The organism is Dolichospermum heterosporum TAC447, assembly GCF_024584745.1.
GTDB classification, from domain to species: Bacteria; Cyanobacteriota; Cyanobacteriia; order Cyanobacteriales; family Nostocaceae; genus Dolichospermum; species Dolichospermum heterosporum.
The window spans coordinates 1,902,093-1,923,847 of the sequence record NZ_CP099464.1 but is presented as its reverse complement, the minus strand read 5'-3'; the positions used below and the strand labels follow the sequence as shown (position 1 = coordinate 1,923,847).

Here is a 21,755-nt window from a genome sequence, read left to right as displayed (position 1 = left end):
AATTGAGTCAAGCTGATTTTATCGGTAAGGGTTTAGCACTGCTAAACCCCTACCCATCTAAAGTTTGCGTAATCTTGTAAAAGTCCATTGCTCTTGATGCTAGAATTTAATAACCAGGGTTATAAAAATATATTTCTATGATTGGTAATATTCTCCGTCAACGTTACAGAATTATCAAAAAATTGGGTGAGGGTGGGTTTTGTGAAACATACCGTGCAGAAGATTTAGATATTCCCGTAACTCCTAAACCAGTTTGTGTAGTTAAACGTTTAAAATCTACAGAGATTGATATGAATAGTATCCGTTTATTTGAACAAGAAGCACAAATATTATATAAACTAGGAGAAAATCACGATCAAATTCCTAAATTGTATGCCCATTTTCAGGAAGGTCAAGAATTTTATTTGATTCAAGAATTTATTGATGGACATGATTTAACTGAAGAAATAACACCTGGTAAAAAGCTGGGTGAAGGGGAAGTAATTCAACTTTTACGAGATGTTTTAGAAATCTTGGTTTATGTCCATGAAAATAATGTAATTCATCGGGATATTAAACCAGCCAATATTATGCGGCGTAAAGATGGGAAGTTAGTATTAATTGATTTTGGGGTGGTGAAACAGATTAATACTACTATTGCTATGAAATCAGGGTTTACCAGTAAAACTGTTGGTGTTTATACAGAAGGATATACGCCAGCAGAACAGAAGGCAGGTAAACCTAAATTAAGTAGTGATATTTATGCTTTGGGGATGACAGCAATTCAGGCTTTAATTGGACTTCCTCCTCATTCCTTGCCAGACGATCAAGATGGAGAGATTCTTTGGCACTATGGATCTCAAGTAAGTGATAAATTCGCTCATTTCATCACTAAAATGGTGCGTTATTATTGGAAACAACGCTATCAAGATGCGAAAGAAGCATTAGAAGAATTAAATAAAATTTTTGGAGTTAGTCAACAACAGAATATACATTCAGGAACACAATATCAAGTTAAAGATTGGCTTGAGGATGGGAATAAATTATTATTTAATTATGCAAAAAATTTTTGGAATGAGTTAAATGATCAATTAAATCAGTTTTCCGTTAAAGATTTATTTGTAGAGGGGAATAAATTATTAAGATTACAAAAATACCAAGAAGCGATCGCATCCTATGACAAAGCTATTGCTATTAAACCTGACTTTCATGAAGCTTGGTATGGACGGGGGCTTTGCCTAGACAACTTACAAAAATACCAAGAAGCGATCGCATCTTTCGATAAAGCTATTGCTATTAAATCTGACTTTCATGAAGCTTGGCATAACCGGGGGTTTTCCCTAAACGAATTACAAAAATACCAAGAAGCAATTACATCTTTTGACAAAGCCATTGCTATTAAACCTGACTTTTATGTAGCTTGGAATAACCGGGGTTTTTCCCTAGAGAAATCACAAAAATACCAAGAAGCGATCGCATCTTACGATAAGGCTATTGCTATTAAATCTGACTTTTATGATGCTTGGAATAACCGGGGTTTTTCCCTAGAGAAATTACAAAAATACCAAGAAGCAATCGCATCTTTCGATAAAGCTATTGCTATTAAACCTGACCATGATTATGCTTGGCATAACCGAGGTTTTTCCCTAAACCAATTACAAAAATACCAAGAAGCAATCGCATCTTTCGATAAAGCTATTGCTATTAAATTTGACTATTATGAAGCTTGGTATAACCGGGGTAACTCCCTATACAACTTACAAAAATACCAAGAAGCGATTGCATCCTATGATAAAACTATTGCTATTAAACTTGACTTTTATCTAGCTTGGCATAACCGGGGTATTTCCCTAGCAAACTTACAAAAATACGAAGAAGCGATCGCATCTTATGAAAAAGCTATTGCTATTAAACCTGACTTTTATGATGCTTGGAATAACCGGGGTTTGTGCCTAGAGAATTTACAAAAATACGAAGAAGCGATCGCATCTTATGAAAAAGCTATTATCATTCAACCTAAATATTATCCAGCTTGGAATAATCTAGGTCTTGCATTATCTAATTTGCAAAGATACCAAGAAGCAATTATATCCTACGACAAAGCTATTTCCATCAATCCTGACGATGCTCATTCTTGGTATAATAGAGGTATTTCTCTATATTATTTGCAAAGATACCAAGAAGCGATTACATCTTTCGACAAAGCCATTGCCATCAAATCTGATGACCATCAATCTTGGTATTTCCGAGGTAATACACTAGGTCAATTACAAAAATACCAAGAAGCGATTACATCTTTTGACAAAGCCATTGCCATCAAATCTGATGACCATCGATACTGGTATTTCCGAAGTCTTACTCTATATTATCTGCAAAAATACCAGGAAGCGATCAACTCTTTTGACAAATCCATTACCATAAAAACTGACTTTCATCCAGCTTGGTATTTTCGAGGTATTTCCCTATGTTCTCTGCAAATGTATCAAGAAGCGATCGCATCCTTTGACAAAGCCATTGCTATCAACCCTAAAGACTATGAATCTTGGTATTTCCGAGGTAATACACTAGATCAATTACAAAAATACGAAGAAGCGATTATATCCTATAACAAAGCCATTGCCATCAATCCTGACGATGCTAAATCTTGGTGTAACCGAGGTTTTTCCTTAGAGAACTTAGAAATGTACCAAGAAGCGATCGCATCCTATGATAAAGCCATTACAATTAACCCTGACGATTCCAAATCTTGGTGTCATAGAGGTTTGTCACTATATTATTTACAAAAATACAAAGAAGCAATTACATCCTTTGACAAAGCCATTACTATCAACCCTGACGATTATCTAGCTTGGAAAAACCGAGGTTTTGCTCTAAGTCAATTACAAAGATATACAGAAGCACTTTTATCCTTCGATAAAGCTATTTCTATCAAGTCTGACTTACATCTAGCTTGGTATAAGCGCGGCAACATTCTACTTCAATTCCAAAGATATGAAGAAGCACTAAAATCATACAAGAAGGCAATTAGTATTAAACCAGATTTTCAACCAGCAATAAATAATCACAATGATTTATTAAGACAATTGGGGCGTTTAAATTAGTAAATTATCCTTGTAAAGGATTAGCAAAAATAACAATTAATGGCAAATAACACTTAATAGATAACATAGTTTATTAAAATCAAAACACAAAGATGCAAAAATAATGATGGAATTTGAATTTGATGCAAACAAAAGTGCAACAAATAAAACTAAACATAACATTGATTTTATTGAAGCACAAAAACTTTGGAGAGATACGCATCTAGTAGAAGTCCCCGCAAACACAACCGATGAACCCAGATTTTTAGTTATTGGCAAGATAGCTGATAAACATTGGTCAGCAGTCATTACCTATCGTAGTGATAAAATAAGAATTATTTCTGTTCGTCGTTCTCGTACTGAAGAGGCCAATATTTATGAAAGCTGAAGAATTTGATACTAAGTTTGATAATGGTGAAGATATTACTGAGTTGTTAGACTTATCTCAAGTACATCATCCAAGGTATACACAAAAAAGAGTTAATATTGATTTTCCTGTTTGGATGATAGAAGCTTTAGAACAGGAAGCAAAACGTTTAGGCGTGACTTCTGATTCTATTATTAAATTGTGGCTTGCTGAACGTCTGGATAAAAAAGTGATTACCAATTAGTTATAATATTGATTTAATTCACCAGCGATTACAAACAGCAATCCAAATTTCACAAACTAGACAATCATGAGAGGAAGATTATGTTAGATTATACAATCAGTTCTGGCAACATATTTCAGTGAAAAATATTCGGTTTATATTATTAAATTCCATTAATTGACTATTATTCATATAATTCCTGATCTATCTTTTCGGCTAAACTCCCATTATTACTTTGCTGCACTCACTAAAGATACAATATATTGATTTAAACTTACTCCTTCCCTTTCCGCAGTTTCAGATAACCGCCGATGTAATGATTTAGGCATTCTTAACATTAACTTACCACTATAACTATCATCTGTACTGGGTAAAGGAATATTATCACCTGCTTCATAAGCCGTTTCTATCCACAATTCTCGCGCTTCATTAATATTTGTCATTGTCTCTTCTATGGTTTCTCCTTGAGTGAGACATCCAGGTAAATCTTTAATTTGTGCTACATATCCCCCTTCAATATCTGGGTATAGGGTGATAGGGTATTGAAGCTTTAAATAGTATTCTAAGGGTGATTGTTCAATCTGCTTGTTCGTCTGATTCAGTGTTTTCATTTATCCACTCTTCTAAATTTAATAACTCAACTATTTGCTGAACATAGACTCCTTTAACTTTCTGTCCTCCTGTTTTCGGTACAGTAACTTTTCTACCTTGGGAATCTCTAAAACTATGATGGCTACCTTTAGAACGTTTTTCTTCAAAGCCAAAAGCTTCTAAAAGATAGTACACATCCTCAAATCTTACTTCTGGAGGTAGTTTCAGGAATTTAACTACTAATTTTCTTAATTTGCTCACGGAGCGATGATACCATATATAGTATCATAAATTTTTACCATTGGCAAAATCCGCCCAAAAGCGATCGCTTGTTTTTAGTTTTAAAATCAGATATAGTTATTTCTACCGTAAAATCAAGCACTAAGGGACTTCCAGGAAATAAATTATCCCAATAAATAAATGAACAAACGAACCACAGAGGCACAGAGAACACAGAGAGAGAAGAAATAGGGAGGGTTTTTGCGTTAGTTTTGGGACATTTTTTTATTTGGAAGTCTCTAATACTACAAAATAACTCAATATTGTTTACTAAATAAAGTACAAAAGATGACCAACAAAAAATAAACACTATTGACAACCCAATAATTCTCAATACAGGAACAATCATCAACAATAACATTATTGAATCTATTGAATCTATGATTGGTAATATTCTCCGTCAATGTTACAGGATTGTTAAAGAACTAGAACTCAAGAAAGGTGGGTTTGGGGAAACTTACCTTGCAGAAGATTTAGATATTCCCGTGACTCCTAAACCGGTTTGTGTGGTGAAGCGTTTAAAACCTACAGAGATTGACAGGGATAGTCTCCGTTTATTTGAACAAGAAGCAAGAATTTTATATGAATTAGGACAAAATCACGATCAAATTCCTAAATTATATGCCCATTTTCAAGAAGGTGAAGACTTTTATATAATTCAAGAATTTATTGAAGGTAAAGATTTAACTAATGAAATCAGCCCTGGCAAAAAGTTGAGTGAAAATGATGTAATTCAACTGTTACGAGATGTTTTAGAAATATTGGTTTATGTCCATGAAAATAAGGTGATTCATCGTGATGTTAAACCTGACAATATTATGCGCCGTAAAGATGGGAAATTAGTATTGATTGATTTTGGTGCAATCAAACAAATTAATACTACTATTGCCATGAAATCAGGCTCTACTACCCGAACTATTGGTATTGGTACATGGGGATATAAGCCTTTAGAACAGGCTAGGGGTAAACCTAAATTTAGTAGTGATATTTATGCTTTAGGGATGACTGCAATTCAGGCATTAGTTGATCGATCACCACGCTTATTTGCTGAAGATGATGATGGTGAAATTATTTGGATTGACCAGGTTGAAATAAGTGACAAGTTAGAGCAGTTTATCTCTAAGATGGTACGTTATGATTGGAAAGAACGTCATAGAAATGCAAAGGAAGCTCTGGATGAATTAAATCGAATTTTTGTAATTAATCAAAGATTATTAGCAGTACCTAAGTTAGTTCCAGTTAGACTTAATGGAAAATATGGTTATGTTAGTGGGGGTAAATTAGTTATTCCCTACCAGTTTGGTCTTGCTTATAATTTTTCTGAAGGACTAGCACGTGTAATAAAAGGAGAAAAATGGGGATTTATCAATACTATTGGTGAATTAGCTATCCCCTATCAATTTGATAATGCTTCTGATTTTTCAGAAGGACTAGCAAAAGTAGAAATAGCAGAAAAATGGGGATTTATTAATACTAATGGTCAATTAGTTATTCCCTGTCAGTTTGATGATACTGAGTCGTTTTTAGAAGGACTAGCAAAAGTAAAAATAGCAGAAAAATGGGTATTTATCAATACTAATGGTCAATTAGTTATTTCTTGTCAATTTGATAAGACTTTGTGGTTTTCAGAAGGACTGGCGACTGTACAAATAGGAGGTAAATATGGTTATATAAACACTAATGGTCAAATAGTTATTCCCTGTCAGTTTGATTATGCTAATAATTTTTCAGAAGAACTGGCAACCGTACAAATAGGAGGAAAATATGGGTATATAAATACTAATAGTCAAGTGATTATTCCCTGTCAGTTTGATTATGCTGATAATTTTTCAGAAGAACTAGCAATAGTACAAATAGGAGGAAAATATGGGTATATAAACACTAATGGTCAAATAGTTATTCCCTGTCAGTTTAATCAGATTTACTGGTTCTCTGAAGGACTAGCAGCCGTAAAAATAGGGGAAAAATACGGATATATAAATACTAATGGTCAAATAGTTATTTCTTGTCAATTTGATAGGACTGTATGGTTTTCAGAAGGACTGGCGACTGTACGAATAGGAGATAAATGTGGTTATATAAATGCTAATGGTCAAATAGTTATTCCTTATCAGTTTAATAATGCTGAATCGTTTTCAGAAGGATTAGCAAAAGTAACAATTAGTGGCAAAGATTACTTAATAGATAAAACAGGAAAGATAGTTTATTAACTAAATTATGACTAATGATACAATCAAAACAGTTATCTGGGTAAACTCTGCTAAAGAAGAACTTCTAGAATTTCCTGAAGATATAATTGATGAAATTGGGTATATTCTTTATCGCGTGCAAACTAATCAAAATCATCCTAAAATAAAACTATTAAAAGGATTTAATGGAGTATTTGAAATTCGCAACAATGATCAAACCGATACATACCGCACTATTTATGCTATAAAAATAGATAATGCTGTGTATATTCTCCATGCTTTCAAGAAAAAATCACCCAAAGGTATCAAAACACCTCAACAAACTATTGATTTAATTCACCAGCGATTACAAACAGCAATCCAAATTTCACAAACTAGAGAATCATGAGATCAAGATTATGTTAGATTATACAATCAGTTCTGGGAACATATTTCAAGATTTAGGATTTGCTAATGCTGAAGAAAAACTAGCCAAAGTTAAATTAGCTTCTGTTATTGCTGATATTTTAGAACAGCAACAAATTACACCTCAACAAACCGCACAAATTTTAGGCTTAGAACTTGAACAAATAAATAATTTAACTAACGGTATTCTCAAAGAATTTACGATTGAAAATTTATTAAGTTATTTAATTAAACTAGGTCAAAATGTAGAAATAATGGTAACAAATCAACAGCAAGATAAATCTCAACCAAAAATTAATGTTGTCTATCAAAAAATTGCTTAATGCTAGTTTATATAATACTGATAAATATTGGTCAGCAGTCATTACCTATCGTAGTGATAAAATAAGAATTATTTCTGTTCGTCGTTCTCGTACTGAAGAGGTTAATATTTATGAAAGCTGAAGAATTTGATACTAAGTTTGACAATGGTGAAGATATTACTGAGTTTTTAGACTTATCTCAAGTACATCATTCAGGGTATACACAAAAAAGAGTTAATATTGATTTTCCTGTTTGGATGATAGAAGCCTTAGAACAGGAAGCAAAACGTTTAGGTGTGACTTCTGATTCTATTATTAAATTGTGGCTGGCTGAACGTCTGGATAAAAAAGTGATTACCAATTAGTTATAGTAGAAGCAGACGTTTATTTAGTAAATTTCCAACTTGAGGTAATCAATATGACACAGGAATTAATAGACCTCAGAAATAGTATTTTAGAACAACGTTACAGCGATGCTTTAGCTATTGTTGATGAATTAGAGGGGATGAGTAAACAAGCTATTTTACGGAATATTCAAGCATTTTTGAGAATTTTGTTAATTCATTTGATTAAAAACCAAATAGAAGCCCGATTAACTAATTCTTGGGTTGCTTCTATTCGCAATTCATTGGTAGAAATTAAAAAAATAAATCTCAAAGAAAATAAAAAATCCTATTATATCAATCAAAATGAATGGGATAGTTGGTTAGAAGATGAAATTGAATTAGCCATAGCTGACGCTAGTTTAGAAATAATGAATGGAAAATTTAAGCGTCAGCAACTTTCCCAAATGTTAAACAAACCACAATTAATATTAACTGCAACCGAGTTAATTAACTTCACCTATAATTATCAAGTTAGAGAATTACCAGATATTATTGATGATTATTTAGGTAATTTAACCGGTGGTGAAGATTGGAAGTTAGGGAAAAGGTAATCAATATGACACAAGAACTAATAGACCTCAGAAACAGTATTGTAGAACAACGTTATACGGACGCTTTAGCTATTGTTGATGAATTAGAGGGGATGAGTAAACAAGCGATTTTACGGAATATTCAAGCATTTTTATTGAGATTGATGATTCATTTGATTAAAAATCAAGTGGAACAGCGGTTAACTAATTCTTGGGCTGCATCAATTGAAAGTTCAATTTTAGAAATTAAGAAATTGAATTTAAAAGATAATAAAAAATCTTACTATCTGAATATTGATGAATGGGTAGAAATCTTAGAAGATGCTATAGAGTTAGCAATTCGTCCTGCAAGTTTAGAAATAATGAATGGAAAATTTCAAAGACAACAAATTTCTCAAATGTTAAATAAACCACAATTAATATTAACTGCAACTGAGTTAATTAACTTGACCTATAATTATCAAATTAGAGAATTGCCAGATATTATTGATGATTATTTAGGTAATTTACCCGGTGGTGAAGATTGGAAGTTAGGGAAAAGGTAATCAATATGACACAAGAACTAATAGACCTCAGAAACAGTATTCTAGAACAACGTTACACCGATGCTTTGGCTATTGTTGATGAATTAGAGGGGATGAGTAAACAAGCGATTTTACGAAATATTCAAGCATTTTTGAGAATTTTGTTAATTCATTTAGTTAAAAACCAAATAGAAACCCGATTAACTAATTCTTGGGTTGCTTCTATTCGTAATTCATTGATAGAAATTAAAAAAATAAATCTCAAAGAAAATAAGAAATCCTATTATATCAACCAGGATGAATGGGATAGTTGGTTAGAAGATGAAATTGAATTAGCCATAGCTGACGCTAGTTTAGAAGTTTTGAATGGGATTTATAATGAATTTCAATTAGTGGAAATGGTTAATAAAAATGAGGTAATCTCTATCGCTAGGAAATTTTTGGAATTGACTCATTTACATTCTGTGAAAGAGTTACCAAAAACTATTGCTGAACTGTTAATACAGTTACCCGGTGGTGAAGATTGGAAATTAGGTAAGAAGTGAGATATTGATACAGATACATAAATATTTAAACTCAGTAGCCAATGATCACAAGTAATCAACGAACAATAACTAAACCTTAAAATATGCCAGTTAAATTAACTTTATGCCTTTTGTGACTGTAAGAATCAGCTAAGTCAGACTAGAATTAACCGGGCCAGTTAACCTTTGCTGAAATTCCCAACACAGGAGGTTTAATTTTGACGAAGTTGAAAATTGGTATTAATGGATTCGGTCGAATTGGTAGACTTGTGTTACGTGCTGGTCTTACTAATCCCAATATTGAATTTGTAGGAATTAACGATTTAGTTCCCCCCGATAACCTTGCTTATCTTCTCAAGTACGACTCTACACACGGGAGATTGAAAAGCAAAGTTGAAGCTAGAGAAGACGGTATTGTAATTGACGGTCATTTTGTCCCCTGTGTATCTATGCGAAATCCCGCAGAACTACCTTGGGGTAAATTGGGAGTAGATTATGTTGTTGAATCTACAGGACTCTTCACCGATTATGCTGGGGCGGAAAATCACCTGAAAGCAGGTGCAAAGCGGGTTGTCATCTCCGCACCGACAAAAGAACCGGAAAAGGTAAAAACAATGGTCATGGGTGTAAATCATCACTTATTTGACCCCGCCAAAGACTTGATTGTCTCCAATGCAAGTTGTACTACAAATTGTTTAGCGCCCATTGCGAAAGTCATTAATGATAACTTCGGTTTAGCTGAAGGGTTAATGACCACAGTTCACGCCACAACAGCCACTCAGCCCACGGTAGATGGTCCCAGTCGCAAAGATTGGCGCGGTGGACGGGGTGCGGGTCAAAATATAATTCCCTCCGCTACAGGGGCGGCTAAAGCGGTGGCTTTGGTGTTACCAGAATTGAAAGGTAAGTTAACTGGTATGGCTTTGAGAGTTCCCACTCCTGATGTCTCCGTGGTTGACTTGACTTTCAAAACCACCAAAGCCACTTCTTACAAAGAAATCTGTGCAGCGATGAAAAAAGCTGCGGAAGGTAATTTATCAGGTGTATTGGGTTACACCGATGAAGAAGTAGTATCTACAGATTTTCAAGGTGATTCCCACTCTAGCATCTTCGACGCGGGTGCAGGAATTGAACTGAATGCTAATTTCTTCAAAATTGTCTCCTGGTATGACAACGAATGGGGTTACTCCAACCGCGTCATTGATTTGATGCTGTCAATGGCCAAAAAAGAAGGATTGATTTAGGTGACAGGTGACAGGTGACAGGTGACAGTGAGAACCGCAAGAGGTAAGAGCAAGATTAATATTCTTCTCCCCCTGCTCCCCGCTCCCTGCTCCCCTGCCTCTTCCAGGGCTTAACGGAGTGTGCTACCTTAACGTTACTCCTTACATACTTATGCGTCGCACAAAAATTGTTTGTACTATTGGACCGGCTACATCTTCACCTGAGAAGTTAGAAGCTTTGGTAAGGGCAGGAATGAATATGGCGCGGTTAAATTTTTCTCATGGTGCTTATGAAGCTCACGGACAGGTTTTTCATCATCTGCGCCAGATTAGCAAGGATTTACATAAGCCAATTGCAATTATGCAAGATTTGTGTGGTCCAAAGATTCGGTTGGGGAAATTACCACCGGAAGGGTTAATGTTAGAGGCTGGTAAGGAGGTGACTTTCCTCTTACAGGAGAAGGGGGAAAATATTGACGAGTTACCCTTACCTCTACCCACCCTATTCGCTATGATGCGATGTGGTGAACCCATTTTAATTAATGATGGTCGGGTGAAATTAACTGTTACCAGTCGTGACGCTGATAGAATTCGCGCTCAGGTGAATATTGGCGGTTTGATTTCTTCTCATAAAGGTGTGAATTTACCCGCTACTCCTTTACCCGTAAGTTCGATTACGGAAAAGGATTTAATGGATTTGCGATTTGGGATACAATTAGGTGTAGACTGGGTTGCAGTTTCCTTTGTGCGATCGCCCCAAGACCTCGAACCTGCACGCCGCATGATTGAAGGTGCTGGCTCAAAGATTCGGCTGATTGCCAAAATTGAACGAGCAGAAGCAGTGGAACAGCTAGATGCTATCCTGCAAGTCGCGGACGGAATTATGATTGCTCGTGGTGATTTGGGGGTGGAAGTACCGATTTATGAAGTCCCCCTCATTCAAAAAGAAATTGCCCGTCGTTGTAATCAAGCTGGTAAACCAGTGATTACGGCTACCCAAATGTTAGAGTCTATGATTAGCTCTCCCGACCCCACTCGCGCTGAAGCTACAGATGTCGCCAACTCGATCTTAGATGGCACAGATGCAGTTATGTTATCTGGGGAAACTGCAATGGGTGAATATCCGATCGCTGCTGTCCAAACTATGCACAATATTGCATTAAGAACAGAAACTGTACTCCAAGAGGGAAATAGACATTCGTGGAGTCCTACAGCAGGTAGTCTGACAGTGACAGAATCAGTATCTCAATCGGTGTGTCGCATTGCTTATGAAATTGGTGCGAAGGCGATTCTCTGTAATACTACATCAGGAAGTACAGCCAAACTGGTTTCTAAATATCGTCCCAGCACACCAATTATTGCGCTGACTTCTGACTGTACAGCTTACCGTCAATTGGCTTTATCTTGGGGTGTAGAACCCCTACTAATTCAACCTGTTCACAGCGCCGAAGAAATGTTTGTGAATGTGGTAAACACCGTTGTAGATAGTGGTTTAGTTCAGGAAGGAGACAAGGTGGTGATTACCTCTGGTGTCCCAATTGGTCAATCTGGAACAACAAGTTTAATTAAAGTGCATTCTATTGGACAGCCAATTACGGCATGACGCATTTAAAATGGGTAGTTGGTAATGGGTAGGTGATTGGTAATTGGGAAAATTCTTGTTCCCTAACCCCTAACCACTGACCCCTAACCACTGACTACTGACCACTGACTACTGACCACTGACATTGGAGTATGTTATGCCTAAGAACTTACTAGAAGCACTACGGGCAGTAACCGTTGTGGTAGCGGATACGGGAGATATCCAATCAATTGAACAGTTTAAACCTCAAGATGCTACTACTAATCCTTCACTGATTACTGCTGCGGCACAAATGGCGGAATATCAGGATATTGTTGATCAAACTTTACTCAAAGCTAAAAAAGATGCTGGCACTGCCGCTAGTCAAGCACAGGTGGTATCCCTGGCTTTTGACCGTTTAGCGGTATCTTTTGGATTAAAGATTTTGCAAATTATTCCTGGTCGGGTGTCTACAGAAGTAGATGCTCGATTATCTTATGATACGGATGCTACTGTAGCTAAAGCCCGGGATTTGATCGCTCAGTATAAAGCTGCTGGTATTTCTAAAGAGCGGGTTTTGATTAAAATTGCCTCCACTTGGGAAGGTATCAAAGCTGGGGAAATTTTGGAAAAAGAAGGTATTCACTGTAACTTAACTTTACTATTTGGTCTGCACCAAGCGATCGCCTGTGCGGAAGCTGGGATCACTTTGATTTCTCCCTTCGTTGGTCGGATTCTTGACTGGTACAAGAAAGATACTGGTCGGGATAGCTACCCCGCAGCAGAAGATCCAGGTGTATTATCTGTCACTACCATTTATAACTACTATAAAAAGTTTGGTTATAAAACTGAGGTAATGGGCGCTAGTTTCCGCAATATTGGTGAAATTACAGAATTGGCTGGTTGCGATTTGCTGACTATTTCTCCAGGGTTGTTGACAGAATTGCAAAACACTGTTGCTGAATTACCCCGCAAACTTGATCCTGCCAAGGCAGCAGGGTTATCAACTGCCAAAATCTCTGTTGATAAAGCTACTTTTGATCAAATGCACAATGGCGATCGCATGGCTTCTGATAAACTTGCAGAAGGTATTGATGGTTTTACCAAGGCTTTGATTTCTTTGGAAAAACTACTGGCCGAAAGATTGGCTCGTTTAGAAAGTGAAAAGGTAACTGCTTAATAATTGGTAATAGGTAATTGGTAATTGGTAAAATTCTTACTTGTTCTCTATTACCTATTACCTGCTTGATCTACTACAAGGCTGTTAAGAATCTCCTGTTTCAATTAATTCATTTTTTTTAAATCTTGAAAAATAGCCCTTAAACATAATCAAATCACGAATTATAGCTAAATTCCAACTTTTTTAATTCTGGCAATATTAAAATAGTTTAAATCATTAAATATTAGTAAAAATAGGAAAAATTAGTAATTAAGCTCCTGACTACAACCATATCCTCAATATTCTTAACCTTGACTTTATTTAAACCTAGTGTAATAGTATTAATATATTTTTAGTGGGTAGCCTAATTCAAATTCATCAAAGCTGAATTTGAAACGGAGGAACCAAGTATTTGGGGCTAATCTTACGAGAGACACCTTCCAGTCTTAGCCCGTCAGCTAACTCCGTCGGCAATGGAAGGAACTTCCAAAATCTTGGCTGTAATATTCAGTTATGATTGGGGCTTCCTTAAATAAATTTTAGATTTTGGATTTGAGATAAATCTGAAATTTAAAATTGTCATCCCCCGCTTCTCATTGATTAATCGTTTCAAGGGAGAGAAGTTAAAACTGTGAAAATTAAGCCAATGTTAGCACGATTACAAAGTGCTATCGGTCGTGATGACCTAATTGAACAAATGGTATTACTACCAGAAACTCAAAAATCATTTTCTAAAAGAGTTTCTCAGGCAAAATCAGCCAATTTTATCGTGGGATATAATGGTTCACCTGAAAGTCACACAGCCCTAGATATCGCTTGTTGGATTGCTCACCAAACGAGTTTAGCTACTAACTCTCAAATTACAGTTCAAGCCGTTTATGTAGTAGAAGAAAACTTCAATTGCCAGTCTGTTGATATATTCAATGTTGCCAATAATAAAGCTCAATTAGAATCCCAATTCAGCAATACATCAAAGCCAGCCACGTTGCGATTAAATCAACCCAAAGGAACAGCAATTTTACCGCAATTGGAAAGAGAATCTAGGACTTCTATTAAGGAAGCAGACAGAATTATTTGGCAAGCCAAAACTCTAGCCGAAGAATGGCAAGGTTCGTTTAAATCTCATTTGCGATTTGGCAACATTGCTAAAGAACTGAAGAAGGTTGTGCAATTAGAAAGTGCAGATATTCTCTTTTTAGGCTGCCAATCTAGTAATCATCCCATGATTACAACACTCGGTAAAAATTTCCCTTGTGCAGTTTTGGGTATTCCCCATTCTATTAATGAATAATTCTCTGTTTTCAATGAAAGTGATGGGAATTAATTTCAAATTATGAAAAGTCACTTATACTTTAAGTGGCTTTTTCGTTAATTCCTAACTTCTATTGATAAACCGTTCTCTAAATGAGAACATATTGATCAAGTAAGATTTGCATTTTCAAATAAAAATAAACACTACCCTATTGAACCATCATCTCCCCATGCCATGTTAGAACATTTAATGAATGCTAGGGGAATTAAACAATCTGATTTGGTAGGAGTTATTGGTTCTAAAGGTGTGGTTTCTGAGGTTGTGAATAGGAAAAGAGCAATTAGTAAGGCTTAAGCAAAAGCATTAGGAGAATTTTTTAATGTTTCTCCAGGATTGTTTATTTAAATTAAAATATTTTATTTCTCAATTCCTTAACGATATCTAAAAACCCACATTCCGCACCCCAACTGTCACAGGAGTGGAATTACATAGGCAAGAAATAAAATTGAGAATAAAAAATAACATATTATCGAGAAAATACATTGGCAAAAAAGAAAAACACCAAAAATGGCATCAAAACCCATTGTCAATAACCCACATTCCGCACCCCAACTGTCACAGGAGTGGAATTACATAGGCAAGAAATAAAATTGAGAATAAAAAATAACATATTATCGAGAAAATACATTGGCAAAAAAGAAAAACACCAAAAATGGCATCAAAACCCATTGTCAATAAGGAGCAACAAGAATGAACACCACCCAGAGGGAGAAAAAGATAAATAAATGAAGATATTCAAGATACAGATTATAAGTTAGACTAATAAATTGAAGTAAAAAACGAAATTATAGACATAGTAAAATAGAGCAATAAATCAAACAGATTAGCTCCTAAATCTGATATTAATTAAATTAATGGAGAGAAGAATTAAGTGGCTAATTGATAGTAATGAAAACAATCATCTGGTAAAAGATTCAGAATAAAATCCCTATCTTGAGTCCAATTAGAGACGTGTTGTTCGTTGTTATATTCAACTAAATGAATACACTGAAAGCATTGAAAAATCCAGCGTAAAGTAGGACGGTCAGTTGCTTTACCTAATTGATTTTTAATTGTTGATTTAGAATCTTTCAGAGCATTTCTAATTTGACGTTGAGCCAAAGTATAAACCAGTAGACATAAACCCATAATCATTCCCAGAGACTCTATTCTCTCAGGACTTTTGAGAAAAATACTGTCTGCAAAAAATAATGGGTCTTTAAGAAAACCGAACCCCCGCTCACAAGACTGTTGAGCTTTATATTCACTCAGCATGGAATCATTGCTAAGTTCATTTGAATCTAAAACATTCGTAGCAATAATAAAACGTCCTGCACTCAGCAATTCTGTATTAATTTTACTTTCATTTTCGGAAACTGTAGCTGATATTTGGTAAGATATTTCTTCTGAAGAATCTTTTGTCTTAAATTTGATTTGAGTAACCAAAATTTCGTTAATTTGATGATATTTGAATTGTTTTGATAATTTTGATAATGCCTTGATAGCATCAGCCTCACAAGCAAATCTCTCTTGTGATAACTTTTTCAAATCTTTCACAGCTTTTGATTCTGCTTTGGTAATTTTTTGTCTGAGCTTACGCAGGTCTGATTCTCTTCTTTCTTGACTTTGCACTACTAACCATCTTTGTTCTATCCCTGCATAATTTTCGGTTTTTGATGCTAATTTATATCCTGGTATTGTACTATCAATAAATTCTGATTCTGGTAATGTTGATATTAATGATTTTGCTGCTTTTATGCTTAATGGTACTCGACATAACCAACGTAATTCTGACATCATTTTCAGGTTTGATTCTGTATATAAAGCAGCGTCAGCAACGATGAGACTATTAACTTCTAATTGTTTTTGATATTCTACTGCTATTTGACCAAAGCATGATGAATCTGTTTGGTTTCCTGATGCTAGTTTTAAAAATATTGGTATGTCTCCATCTCCTGAACATATCATTTCTATGATGAATTGTTTTAAATCTGGTCTATGGTCACGGGAATAACCGTAGGTGATGGTTATCTCTTTTGGTGATTTTACTGCTAATTCTTCTAATTCTTGGTTATTTCCTACTTTTTGATTCTCAAATATTACTTCTGGTAAACTTGTATTATATTGCCCATGCACGTGTATTGATGATGAGTCTAAATGCGACGTTGACAGTGATACTCCAAATTTTTGTGCTGCTTTTAAGGCTATGATAAAAAATAGTGTATCCAATCCTTTGATAAATAGTTTATCCATAACTCTCCCCAGTTTATCGTCGTTGAGATATTCTGGTTTTACTCCTGCTCCTATTAGATGTTCACAGGCGATTGTTTCAAAATATTGGGGAAACATATATAAGGGTTTCGATACAAATCCTAACCCGTTTATTATCATGGCTTTTACTACTTGACCTGCACTTACTTTCTCGTCTTTTTCAACTCCTATTAATTCATTTATTATTTCTACTATTCCGATTGAATCTATCATCCCTGCTACTATCCCTAGATGATCTATGTTTTGAATTTCTATTTCTTGGGGTTTTAATTTCACAACAGATTCCTCTACTTGTTCTATTGTGATTCTCTCATTTCTTGCTTTTGTGAACAATTAATTTTTTAATCATATCGAATTTTCTCTTTCTTTCAGTCCCGTTACGAAGTTCCACTTTCTCACTCCATGCCCAGCTTAATGCTACTTACTATCATTAAGCCTCTTACCCTTCGAATGATTTTTAGTTATTATGTACTACTCGCTAGGCTTTTTTGATATGTGACAGTTCAGGGTGCGGAATGTGGGCTAAAAAAGCCGCAAATATCTAAAAATAAAACTGGTGCAGGTGCAGAGATAATAATTTCACTTAGCTCTGTTGAACTAATAAACATTCATCATTGTCCTTCTAACCCGTCTGGGAATTAATTACCAGTCTAATAGCTGAAGTCCATTAAAACGGACTCAACGATTATTCTAGTCGTCTTGAGACGACTTTTGCTATTAGACTCAGAATTTATTCTGAGGCGGTTTTAAGCTATCTTATCCTTAACAATTGCCCCGCGATGTTCTAAAGTCAGCATTTGTAACTCTGGCAAGATTGAAGTTAGCGTCGGTCAATATAGTATTACTTAGTTCAGCACCGCTTAGGTTAGCGTTTCTCAGGTAAGCCTTGCCGCTATTTTTGGATGTAGGCTGTTTAATATATGATTTATTATCATTTATCAACCGCTGTAACCCACATTCCACAGCCTTAACTGTCACAATCTGTTATTACGGAAATTGATTCATAAAAAAGGAGTAAAAAATTACCTTTAGCCAAAAAAATAGATTTTGGATAGGAAAATTTATTTGCCTGCCTACTTACTTCTCAAAAAAATCTTCCGGATTTCACAATAATAGATATGTAGAAAAATCCATAGTGTTGGATATGTTGGATATTTACTGATTTTGAGGTTAATTATTACCTGAAATTTGGTGAATATTAAGCACAATATTTCTCTGCAAATTTGCTATGTCTGAGCGAAAAATTTAGTATTTTGATGATGGCTTTTCATGAGTATCTTATCATTATTTAAATCATATATAGGATTATCAGTAAATAAATAGGACTAATCACTAATTACCAATTACTAATTACCAAGGAGTATATCTCAATATGACTAATATTAACCCATCTCACACTATGAAACAACTGTTAGCTGGTTATGCTGGAATTATTTTTGGTGGATTTGGGCTACATAAATTCATTCTTGGTTATACTTTAGAAGGTTTTATTATGTTAGCAGTTTCTATAATCGGTGGTTCTTTTACCTATGGATTTACATTAATAGTTATGCAGCTTGTTGGTTTGATTGAAGCTATGATTTACTTAAATAAATCTCATGAAGAATTTGTTAATACCTATTTTGTGAATAAGCAAGGTTGGTTTTAGAAAGTTTGTCATGTCAAATTAAGTAGGTTGGCGTTGAAAATTGTCGTTATGGCAAGGCAAAAGGCAAGAGGGAACAGTGAAAAGGGTTTGGGCGATTTTACGTTTCTTTACACAGGTTGGTTTTATTGTGTTCACCTACTTAATATGCAGTTGCTCAAATATAAACAGATGCACTTGTTAGTCTTGCTAATAATGAGTACGGGATATTTTAGTATAGTATCAGACTGGGAAATTAATTATTTCTGTAAAAGCCTAATTTTGATGTTACCAGTACAATTAACTGCTGTAATTTACACAGCTAAAATTAAACTATGATGTTTGTGATTTAGATGATTTAGTCTCATGCAAAGACGCAATCACGCTTCGTGATCTCGTATAGAGTAGACGCAAAGGTAAGATTTTTAAAGGTTCAATTTGGGAATTTCATACCTCAATATGGCTACGCCACGCAGGCTATCAGCAACGCCGGATTTAGATGATTTTGGGGAGTTGGGGTTTTAAACGGAAACTTAATATTGTTCACTTGGTGAAAGTGGCAGATTTCCCTTAACCTCAAAGTAGAGACGCTGGTTATTAAGCGTTAAACTAACAAAAGCGAACCTCAAAACTAGCCATGCAACTGATCCCAAAATCTGAAATACTTAGAGAATCTGTCCCCCCCACAAAAATACTTAACTCAGAGAAAATTATTTTAGATGTTGGGGGGATGAAGTGCGCTGGATGCGTGAATGCAGTAGAAAAACAGCTTATTCAGCATTCAGGGGTTAAAAGCGTTTGTGTTAATCTCGCAACGGAAGTTGCAGTCGTAGAGGCAGAAGTTGGTACTGTAGATATAGAGGCGTTAGTTCAAGGATTAACGGCTACAGGATTTCCTAGCCAATTACGGACGGGTAAAAGTGCTGGTGATAATCTGCAATCCGCTGTGGAAGCAAGACAACGCCAGGAAATGCAGGGGACAGTTAGACAGTTAGGAATTGCTGGTCTATTACTGCTACTATCGGGAATTGGTCATTTTGGTAATATTGGATCTGTTATTTTTCCCTTTTTAAATGATATCTGGTTTCATTGTGGATTGGCGACGATCGCTATTATTATTCCTGGTAGACCAATTTTAGTGGAAGGTTGGCTAGGTTGGCGACGGGGTGCGCCGAATATGAATACTCTCATTGGTTTGGGAACGTTAACAGCCTATACTGCAAGTTTGGTAGCGTTATTGTTTCCCCAAATGGGTTGGGAATGCTTTTTTGATGAACCTGTGATGATGCTGGGTTTTATTCTTTTGGGGAGGACTTTGGAAAAACAGGCTAGAGGACGCGCTGCTAAAGCGTTTCGCCAATTGTTGGCTTTAGCCCCCCAAACAGCCCGGTTAATTATTAACCCAGAACCGGAAAAATTGATTGCTGGGGCAAATATTATGGAGATTCCGGCAGAACAGGTGCGTGTGGGCGAATGGTTGCAGGTGTTACCGGGGGATAAAATTCCTGTAGATGGTGAGGTGCGTTTTGGACAAACTACCATAGATGAATCCATGCTGACAGGGGAAGTAGTACCTGTGATGAAGCAACCGGGAGATACTGTGACTGGGGGAACTTTAAATCAATCAGGAGCGATCGCTATTCAAGCTACCCGCACCGGTGATGATACAATTTTAGCCCAAATTGTGGCTTTAGTAGAAGCCGCCCAAACTCGCAAAGCCCCAGTCCAAAAATTAGCTGATACGGTGGCTGGATATTTTACTTATGGTGTCTTAACAGCGGCTGGTTTAACCTTCGTATTTTGGTATTTGCTGGGAACTCACCTCTGGCCAGATGTTACCATGTCCGGGGCGATGGCAATGGCTCACAATATGGGACATAATCCCCAACATTTATTACCGCACACTCAATATTCTTCCCTATTAATTAGTTTAAAATTAGCGATCGCTGTGATGGTAGTTGCTTGTCCCTGTGCTTTAGGATTAGCTACCCCGACAGCGATTTTAGTAGGAACAGGAATGGGTGCAGAACGGGGACTATTAATCAAAGGTGGCGACGTTTTAGAAAAAGTCCACAAACTAGACACGGTAGTTTTTGATAAAACCGGAACTCTCACCACAGGTAAACCCACTGTCACTGATTGTCTAGTTATTGCCGAATCAACTTTACCATCATCTCTCATTCAACTAGCCGCAGCCGTAGAAAGTGGTACTTATCACCCCCTAGCTACAGCTATTCAGCAAGAAGCCAAAGCCAGAGAGTTAATCATCCCCCATGCTGTAGACTTCCATACCGAACCAGGTATGGGCGTATCCGCTGTCGTCGAGGGAAAAAAAGTTCTTTTAGGTAACTGGGAATGGTTTAATTACCACCAAATCAATATTAATGAAACAGCAGAAAAACAGAGACAAAGACTAGCCACAGAAGGAAAAACCGTAATTGGTGTAGCTGTAGATGGAACTTTAAGCGGATTAATTGCCGTTAGTGATACCCTCAGACCAGATGCGAAAACCGCAGTAGATAAACTCCGACAAATGGGTTTGCGCGTGATGATCCTTAGTGGTGATAGATTAGAAGCAGCCAAGGCGATCGCTAAACAACTAGGAATCGCCAACACCGACATCATGGCAGGTATCCCCCCAGCCCAAAAAGCCGCCACCATTCAATCTCTTCAATGTGGGAAGATCAACACATTTGTTGCTATGGTAGGAGATGGCATCAATGACGCTCCAGCCTTATCACAGGCAGATGTCGGTATCGCCCTACATTCTGGAACCGATGTCGCTATGGAAACGGCTGAAATTATCTTAATGAGAAATTCCCTGACCGATGTTGTAAAATCTATTCAGCTAAGTCGAGCCACTTTTAATACTATCCGTCAGAATTTATTTTGGGCTTTTGCCTATAATACGATAGGTATTCCCCTAGCCGCTGGTATATTATTACCTGCCTACGGTTTCGTTCTAGGACCTGCCAGTGCAGCAGCATTAATGGCTTTTAGCTCCGTCAGTGTTGTTACCAACTCAATTTTATTAAGGAGGTTCGTTCCCTAGCAGCACAAAGTGAAAGTTAAAAGTCACTCGATTCGGGATTGAGGATTTTTCTGTCCTCAAAGACGGGTCTTGTACCAAATTCTTTTAATCTAAAATCTAAAATTCCCGGTCAACACCAACACAGTGTAAGTAGTGAGATAGAATTAATTACACAATGTCATTGCGTTAGCGTAGCGTGGCTTTAGCCATGTGAAA

The 21,755-nt window shown here is 36.1% G+C and carries 20 protein-coding genes and 1 riboswitch; of the genes, 16 read left to right on the top strand and 4 right to left on the bottom strand.

All coding sequences use genetic code 11. From position 1 onward, the window contains the following. Positions 1-137 precede the first annotated feature (137 nt). The 3 genes from NG743_RS08760 (at position 138) to brnA (NG743_RS08750) (ending at position 3,670) form a co-directional block, all read left to right on the top strand. A complete protein-coding gene (locus tag NG743_RS08760; protein WP_257121853.1) occupies positions 138-3,080 on the top strand; it encodes a serine/threonine-protein kinase in 2,943 nt (980 codons plus the stop codon). Positions 3,081-3,183: 103 nt separating this feature from the next. After that, the gene (locus NG743_RS08755; protein ID WP_027403973.1) at positions 3,184-3,447 is read left to right on the top strand and encodes a BrnT family toxin; all 264 of its coding nucleotides are present in this window, start codon (positions 3,184-3,186) and stop codon (positions 3,445-3,447) included. Next, positions 3,437-3,670 (top strand): type II toxin-antitoxin system BrnA family antitoxin, encoded by a 234-nt coding sequence (brnA, locus tag NG743_RS08750; RefSeq protein WP_027403974.1) that lies wholly within the window; start codon positions 3,437-3,439, stop codon positions 3,668-3,670. Before NG743_RS08755 ends, brnA (NG743_RS08750) begins: the two co-directional genes overlap by 11 nt. Positions 3,671-3,879: 209 nt before the next feature. On the opposite strand, the gene NG743_RS08745 is transcribed toward brnA (NG743_RS08750), so the two are convergent. Further along, positions 3,880-4,260 carry a type II toxin-antitoxin system HicB family antitoxin gene (locus tag NG743_RS08745; RefSeq protein WP_027403975.1) on the bottom strand — a complete coding sequence of 127 codons (381 nt, stop codon included), beginning with the start codon at positions 4,258-4,260 and terminating at the stop codon, positions 3,880-3,882. Further along, positions 4,226-4,501 carry a type II toxin-antitoxin system HicA family toxin gene (locus NG743_RS08740; protein WP_027403976.1) on the bottom strand — a complete coding sequence of 92 codons (276 nt, stop codon included), beginning with the start codon at positions 4,499-4,501 and terminating at the stop codon, positions 4,226-4,228. Before NG743_RS08740 ends, NG743_RS08745 begins: the two co-directional genes overlap by 35 nt. A gap of 398 nt (positions 4,502-4,899) precedes the next feature. Between NG743_RS08740 and NG743_RS08735 the strand changes: the two genes are divergently transcribed. The 11 genes from NG743_RS08735 (at position 4,900) to NG743_RS08685 (ending at position 14,613) form a co-directional block, all read left to right on the top strand. After that, positions 4,900-6,729, top strand: coding sequence for a WG repeat-containing protein (locus NG743_RS08735; RefSeq protein ID WP_051424193.1), 1,830 nt, complete (start codon positions 4,900-4,902; stop codon positions 6,727-6,729). A gap of 7 nt (positions 6,730-6,736) precedes the next feature. After that, the gene (locus NG743_RS08730) at positions 6,737-7,096 is read left to right on the top strand and encodes a type II toxin-antitoxin system RelE/ParE family toxin (protein WP_193964482.1); all 360 of its coding nucleotides are present in this window, start codon (positions 6,737-6,739) and stop codon (positions 7,094-7,096) included. A 10-nt stretch (positions 7,097-7,106) separates the two neighbouring features. After that, entirely contained in the window at positions 7,107-7,436 is a 330-nt protein-coding gene (locus NG743_RS08725; RefSeq protein WP_193964480.1) for a helix-turn-helix domain-containing protein, read from the top strand. A 110-nt stretch (positions 7,437-7,546) separates the two neighbouring features. Then, the gene (gene brnA, locus NG743_RS08720) at positions 7,547-7,780 is read left to right on the top strand and encodes a type II toxin-antitoxin system BrnA family antitoxin (protein WP_096664968.1); all 234 of its coding nucleotides are present in this window, start codon (positions 7,547-7,549) and stop codon (positions 7,778-7,780) included. A 53-nt stretch (positions 7,781-7,833) separates the two neighbouring features. Continuing rightward, positions 7,834-8,352 (top strand): DUF29 family protein, encoded by a 519-nt coding sequence (locus NG743_RS08715; RefSeq protein WP_027400593.1) that lies wholly within the window; start codon positions 7,834-7,836, stop codon positions 8,350-8,352. A gap of 5 nt (positions 8,353-8,357) precedes the next feature. Next, positions 8,358-8,876, top strand: a complete 519-nt coding sequence (locus NG743_RS08710) for a DUF29 family protein (RefSeq protein WP_027400592.1) — start codon at positions 8,358-8,360, stop codon at positions 8,874-8,876. A 5-nt stretch (positions 8,877-8,881) separates the two neighbouring features. Continuing rightward, positions 8,882-9,400: a DUF29 family protein gene (locus tag NG743_RS08705; protein ID WP_257121852.1), complete on the top strand. Its 519-nt coding sequence runs from the start codon at positions 8,882-8,884 to the stop codon at positions 9,398-9,400. A gap of 197 nt (positions 9,401-9,597) precedes the next feature. Next, a complete protein-coding gene (gene gap / locus NG743_RS08700) occupies positions 9,598-10,623 on the top strand; it encodes a type I glyceraldehyde-3-phosphate dehydrogenase (protein ID WP_027400590.1) in 1,026 nt (341 codons plus the stop codon). Positions 10,624-10,774: 151 nt separating this feature from the next. Continuing rightward, positions 10,775-12,205 carry a pyruvate kinase gene (gene pyk / locus NG743_RS08695; RefSeq protein ID WP_193964320.1) on the top strand — a complete coding sequence of 477 codons (1,431 nt, stop codon included), beginning with the start codon at positions 10,775-10,777 and terminating at the stop codon, positions 12,203-12,205. A gap of 136 nt (positions 12,206-12,341) precedes the next feature. Then, positions 12,342-13,343, top strand: coding sequence for a transaldolase (locus NG743_RS08690; protein WP_027400588.1), 1,002 nt, complete (start codon positions 12,342-12,344; stop codon positions 13,341-13,343). Between the two features lie 351 nt (positions 13,344-13,694). Further along, positions 13,695-13,810: riboswitch (cyclic di-AMP (ydaO/yuaA leader) on the top strand. 158 nt (positions 13,811-13,968) lie between these two features. Continuing rightward, positions 13,969-14,613, top strand: a complete 645-nt coding sequence (locus NG743_RS08685; RefSeq protein ID WP_027400587.1) for a universal stress protein — start codon at positions 13,969-13,971, stop codon at positions 14,611-14,613. Between the two features lie 888 nt (positions 14,614-15,501). Here NG743_RS08685 and NG743_RS08675 read toward each other — a convergent pair. Both NG743_RS08675 and NG743_RS26855 read right to left on the bottom strand, forming a co-directional pair. Continuing rightward, the gene (locus tag NG743_RS08675) at positions 15,502-17,097 is read right to left on the bottom strand and encodes an IS1634 family transposase (RefSeq protein ID WP_257122116.1); all 1,596 of its coding nucleotides are present in this window, start codon (positions 17,095-17,097) and stop codon (positions 15,502-15,504) included. A gap of 549 nt (positions 17,098-17,646) precedes the next feature. Further along, entirely contained in the window at positions 17,647-17,847 is a 201-nt protein-coding gene (locus NG743_RS26855; protein ID WP_371316535.1) for a pentapeptide repeat-containing protein, read from the bottom strand. 409 nt (positions 17,848-18,256) lie between these two features. Between NG743_RS26855 and NG743_RS08670 the strand changes: the two genes are divergently transcribed. Beyond that, a complete protein-coding gene (locus tag NG743_RS08670) occupies positions 18,257-18,532 on the top strand; it encodes a TM2 domain-containing protein (RefSeq protein WP_027403977.1) in 276 nt (91 codons plus the stop codon). A 613-nt stretch (positions 18,533-19,145) separates the two neighbouring features. Next, positions 19,146-21,560, top strand: a complete 2,415-nt coding sequence (locus NG743_RS08665; protein WP_257121851.1) for a heavy metal translocating P-type ATPase — start codon at positions 19,146-19,148, stop codon at positions 21,558-21,560. Positions 21,561-21,755: the final 195 nt, after the last annotated feature.

Coding starts and splice junctions, on each gene's coding strand:
- NG743_RS08760 (WP_257121853.1), top strand. CDS start 138: ATGATTGGTAATATTCTCCGTCAACGTTACAGAATTATCAAAAAATTG.
- NG743_RS08755 (WP_027403973.1), top strand. CDS start 3,184: ATGATGGAATTTGAATTTGATGCAAACAAAAGTGCAACAAATAAAACT.
- brnA (WP_027403974.1), top strand. CDS start 3,437: ATGAAAGCTGAAGAATTTGATACTAAGTTTGATAATGGTGAAGATATT.
- NG743_RS08745 (WP_027403975.1), bottom strand. CDS start 4,260: ATGAAAACACTGAATCAGACGAACAAGCAGATTGAACAATCACCCTTA.
- NG743_RS08735 (WP_051424193.1), top strand. CDS start 4,900: ATGATTGGTAATATTCTCCGTCAATGTTACAGGATTGTTAAAGAACTA.
- NG743_RS08730 (WP_193964482.1), top strand. CDS start 6,737: ATGACTAATGATACAATCAAAACAGTTATCTGGGTAAACTCTGCTAAA.
- NG743_RS08725 (WP_193964480.1), top strand. CDS start 7,107: ATGTTAGATTATACAATCAGTTCTGGGAACATATTTCAAGATTTAGGA.
- brnA (WP_096664968.1), top strand. CDS start 7,547: ATGAAAGCTGAAGAATTTGATACTAAGTTTGACAATGGTGAAGATATT.
- NG743_RS08715 (WP_027400593.1), top strand. CDS start 7,834: ATGACACAGGAATTAATAGACCTCAGAAATAGTATTTTAGAACAACGT.
- NG743_RS08710 (WP_027400592.1), top strand. CDS start 8,358: ATGACACAAGAACTAATAGACCTCAGAAACAGTATTGTAGAACAACGT.
- NG743_RS08705 (WP_257121852.1), top strand. CDS start 8,882: ATGACACAAGAACTAATAGACCTCAGAAACAGTATTCTAGAACAACGT.
- pyk (WP_193964320.1), top strand. CDS start 10,775: ATGCGTCGCACAAAAATTGTTTGTACTATTGGACCGGCTACATCTTCA.
- NG743_RS08690 (WP_027400588.1), top strand. CDS start 12,342: ATGCCTAAGAACTTACTAGAAGCACTACGGGCAGTAACCGTTGTGGTA.
- NG743_RS08685 (WP_027400587.1), top strand. CDS start 13,969: ATGTTAGCACGATTACAAAGTGCTATCGGTCGTGATGACCTAATTGAA.
- NG743_RS08675 (WP_257122116.1), bottom strand. CDS start 17,097: ATGATAGATTCAATCGGAATAGTAGAAATAATAAATGAATTAATAGGA.
- NG743_RS08670 (WP_027403977.1), top strand. CDS start 18,257: ATGACTAATATTAACCCATCTCACACTATGAAACAACTGTTAGCTGGT.
- NG743_RS08665 (WP_257121851.1), top strand. CDS start 19,146: ATGCAACTGATCCCAAAATCTGAAATACTTAGAGAATCTGTCCCCCCC.